4 protein-coding genes are annotated in these 3,894 nt (G+C 72.4%); 1 reads left to right on the top strand and 3 read right to left on the bottom strand.

The window, feature by feature from the left end:
* Positions 1 to 4: 4 nt before the first annotated feature.
* The 3 genes from DKL51_RS29375 to DKL51_RS29365 form a co-directional block, all read right to left on the bottom strand.
* Positions 5 to 1,039: a threonine aldolase family protein gene (locus tag DKL51_RS29375; protein WP_124812808.1), complete on the bottom strand. Its 1,035-nt coding sequence runs from the start codon at positions 1,037 to 1,039 to the stop codon at positions 5 to 7.
* A gap of 44 nt (positions 1,040 to 1,083) precedes the next feature.
* Positions 1,084 to 2,490 carry a class II 3-deoxy-7-phosphoheptulonate synthase gene (locus DKL51_RS29370; RefSeq protein ID WP_109966115.1) on the bottom strand — a complete coding sequence of 469 codons (1,407 nt, stop codon included), beginning with the start codon at positions 2,488 to 2,490 and terminating at the stop codon, positions 1,084 to 1,086.
* A gap of 102 nt (positions 2,491 to 2,592) precedes the next feature.
* The gene (locus tag DKL51_RS29365; RefSeq protein ID WP_124812806.1) at positions 2,593 to 3,087 is read right to left on the bottom strand and encodes a hypothetical protein; all 495 of its coding nucleotides are present in this window, start codon (positions 3,085 to 3,087) and stop codon (positions 2,593 to 2,595) included.
* 129 nt (positions 3,088 to 3,216) lie between these two features.
* On the opposite strand from DKL51_RS29365, the gene DKL51_RS29360 reads away from it, so the two are divergent.
* Positions 3,217 to 3,894 (top strand): lytic polysaccharide monooxygenase auxiliary activity family 9 protein (locus DKL51_RS29360; RefSeq protein ID WP_148097883.1); only part of this gene is annotated, 678 nt, incomplete at its 3' end.

Raw genomic sequence — 3,894 nt, 5'->3', positions numbered from 1 at the left:
GAGGTCAGGCGCGGAGGAGGCGGGTGAGGGTTTCCGCGGCGCGGTCGATCGCGGCGTCCGCGACGTCCATGTGGGTGACCAGGCGGGCGGTGCGCGGGCCGAGCACGGAGATCAGCAGGCCGTCCGCCCGCGCGGCGGTGGCCAGGGCCTTCGCGTCCAGCGGGTGCTTGGTCAGGTCCAGCGGGACGATGTTGGTCCGGACCGGGCCGGCGAGCACCCCGAACGGGGCGACCGCCTCGGCCAGCCGGGCCGCCTTGGCGTGGTCCTCGGCGAGCCGGTCGATGTGGTTGGCCAGGGCGTACCGGCCGGCGGCGGCGAGGATGCCGACCTGCCGCATGCCGCCACCCATCCGCTTGCGGATGAACCGGGCCCGGGCGATCTTCTCCGCGCTGCCGACCACCAGCGAGCCGACCGGCGCGCCGAGGCCCTTGGAGAGGCAGACCGACAGGGTGTCGAAGAGCGTGCCGTACTCGGCCAGCGGCACCCCGTCGGCGACGTGCGCGTGCCAGATGCGGGCGCCGTCGCAGTGCAGCGCCAGCCCGTGCTCGTCGGCCACCCGGCGCAGCTCCCGGAGGGTGGCCAGCGGGATCACCCCGCCGCCGCCGCGGTTGTGGGTCTGCTCGACCGCGATCGTCCGGGTGGGGACCGCGAAGTAGCCGTCGGGCCGGATCATCCCGGCCACCACGTCGGGGTCGATCTCCGCGCCGACCGCGGGCCAGGTCCGCGACGAGATGCCGCCGTACGCGGCCGCCGCGCCGATCTCGTACGTCACCACGTGCGCGTCGGCGTCGCAGAGCAGCTCGTCCCCGGCGGGGACGACGAGCTGGAGGGCGATCTGGTTGGCCATCGACCCGGTCGGGGCGAACAGCGCCGCCTCGTGCCCGAACAGGGCGGCGACGTCGGCCTCCAGCGCGGTGACGGTCGGGTCCTCGGCGTAGACGTCGTCGCCGACCTCGGCGGTCGCCATCGCCTCGCGCATCCCGGCCGTGGGCCGGGTCACCGTGTCCGATCGCAGGTCAATGAAGTCAGCCACGGTCATCCTTTCGGCTGCCGACTGCGGGGCTCGCAAGCTCACTCCTCGCGTCAGCCACGGAGCATCTCCGCTACCAGGAAGGCCAGCTCCAGCGACTGCTGGGTGTTCAGTCGCGGGTCGCAGGCGGTTTCGTACCGGTCGGGCAGGTCGAGGTCCTCGATGCCCTGGGCACCGCCCAGGCACTCGGTGACGTCCTCGCCGGTGAGTTCGACGTGCAGGCCGCCCGGGTGGGTCTCCAGGCTGCGGTGCACCTCGAAGTAGCCGAGCACCTCGTCGACGATCCGGTCGAAGTGCCGGGTCTTGTAGCCGTTCGAGGACTCGTGGGTGTTGCCGTGCATCGGGTCGCACTGCCAAACCACCTTCGCCCCGGCGGCGGTGACCTTGGCGACGATCGGAGGCAGGGCGTCCCGGACCCGGTGGTTGCCCATCCGGCTGATCAGGGTGAGCCGGCCGGGGATGTTGTCCGGGTTGAGCTTCTCGCAGAGCTCGATCGCCTCGTCCGGCGTGGTGGTCGGGCCGAGCTTCACGCCGATCGGGTTGGCGATCCGGGAGATGAAGTCGATGTGGGCGCCGTCGATCTGCCGGGTCCGCTCACCGATCCAGAGAAAATGCCCGGAGAGGCCGTACGCCCGGCGGTCGGAGACCCGGGTGAGCGCCCGGTCGTACTCCAGCGCGAGGGCCTCGTGGGAGCAGTAGAGGGTGACGGTGCGCAGCGCCTCGTCGTCGGTCATCCCGCAGGCCCGGATGAAGGCCAGCGCCCGGTCGATCTCCCGGGCGATCGCCTCGTAGCGCTCGCCGGCCGGGGAGTTCTTGACGAAGCCCTTGTTCCAGTCGTGCACCGCGTGCAGGTCGGCCAGCCCGCCGGCCAGGTACGCCCGGAGCATGTTCATCGCGGCGGCCGAGTTGGCGTACGCGCGGATCATGCGCTGCGGGTCGGCGACCCGGGCCTCCGGCGTCGCCTCCAGCGAGTTGATCATGTCCCCGCGGTACGCCGGCAGGCCGCGCGCGTCGGTCGGCAGCGAGCGGGGCTTGGTGTACTGGCCGGCGACCCGGGCGACCTTGACCACCGGCAGCGACGCGCCGTAGGTGAGCACGATCGCCATCTGGAGCAGGGTGCGGGCGTTGGCCAGCAGGTGGCTCTCGGTGTTGTCCGCGAAGGTCTCCGCGCAGTCGCCGCCCTGGAGCAGGAAGGCCTTGCCCTCGCAGACCAGCGCGAGCCGCTGCCGGAGCTCGTCGACCTCGTAGGGCGCGACGACCGACGGCACGGTGTCGAGCACCTTGCAGACCTCGGCGACCTTGGCCGGCTCCGGCCAGGGCGGGGTCTGGGCGCGGGGCAGCTCCCGCCATCGGTCCAGGCCGAGGGCCGCGTCCTCGGCGGAGTCGACGGTCGGACGACTGGTCTGCAGTCCCGGGCTGCCCACCGCGGGGTGACTCAACTGATGCCACTCATGGCGCATGACAGAAAGCGTACGGCGACCGTCGGGGCAGCCCACCGCCGAGGGGGACGGTTCCGGCAGCTGGGAGATCAGCGACACACCGGGGGGCGGCCCGCCGAGCGGTCAGGGGGTGACCCCGGGCTCGGGGGTGTTGCTACCGGCCGCCTCGCCCGAGATGCACCAGTCGGCGCCGCTGCGGGTGACGGTGAACAGCAGCGGCCGGTTGGCCTTGCGGGTGCCGACGGCGATCGTGACGGTCGTGCTCACCTCCTGCCCGTGCGACCCGGACCGGATGTCGGTGATGGCCGCCTCGGGAACGGTGAAGTGGTCGGCGAAGTCGCCGTTCGGGCCGGTGGCGTCGGCGTCGAAGGCGTCCTGCAGCGGGGCGCAGAACTGGCTGCGGCCGGCGTCGACGTCCTTGGCCGTCATCGCGTCCAGGTACGCCTGCACCCGCTCGCGGGACTTGGCGGTCGCCTCCTCGGCCGGCGCCCGCTGCCCGTCGGCGGCCGGGGCGGAGGTGTGGTCGTCGTCCTTGCCGAGGCCGCAGCCGGTCAGGGTGAGCGGCAGGAGCGCGAGCGCGGCCAGGCCGGCCGCCACCCTCGGGTGCGTGAGGCCCATCGGTCCCTCCCATTGGCGCGGACATCGAGACATGCCGAGCGGCGAGTGTGTCACATCGACGCCCTTGCATGTCATACCCGTCATGCCGGACACTTTCTGTTAACTTTCCTTACCAATACAGGAGGACCCATGGCACGACGACGGAGGGCCCTGGCCACCGTGGCGATCGGCGCCATCCCCATCCTCGCCTCGGTCGCGCTGGTCAGTCAGGTCGACGCGCACGGCAGCATGCAATCGCCGGTCAGCCGGACGTACGCCTGCTTTCTGGAGGGGCCGGAGTCGCCGGACTCGGACGCCTGCCGAGCGGCGGTCGCGGCCGGCGGCACCCAGGCGCTCTACGACTGGAACGAGGTGAACATCGCCGACGCGGCCGGACGACACCGCGAGCTGATCCCCGACGGCCGCCTGTGCAGCGCCAACCGCGACAAGTACCGGGGCTTCGACCTGGCCCGCGCCGACTGGCCGGCCACCGCACTCCCCTCCGGCGGGACCTGGACCTTCGCCTACCGGGCCACCGCACCGCACCGCGGCACCTTCGAGCTGTACGTCACCCGGGACGGCTACGACCCGACCCGGCCGCTGCGCTGGGCGGACCTGGAGCTCTTCCACACCGCCACCGACCCGGCCCTCACCGACGGGGCGTACCGGATGACCGCGCGGCTGCCGCAGCGCAGCGGACGGCACCTCGTCTACTCGATCTGGCAGCGCTCGGACAGCCCGGAGGCGTTCTACACCTGCTCCGACGTGACGTTCGGCGGCGCCACCCCCACCCTGTCTCTTATACCCATCTCCGAGCCCACGAGACCG

Source organism: Micromonospora globispora (assembly GCF_003857015.1).
In the GTDB taxonomy this organism is placed as follows: domain Bacteria; phylum Actinomycetota; class Actinomycetes; order Mycobacteriales; family Micromonosporaceae; genus Micromonospora; species Micromonospora globispora.
The sequence above is the reverse complement of the archived record's forward strand: the minus strand, read 5'-3'. Positions and strand labels throughout refer to the sequence as shown.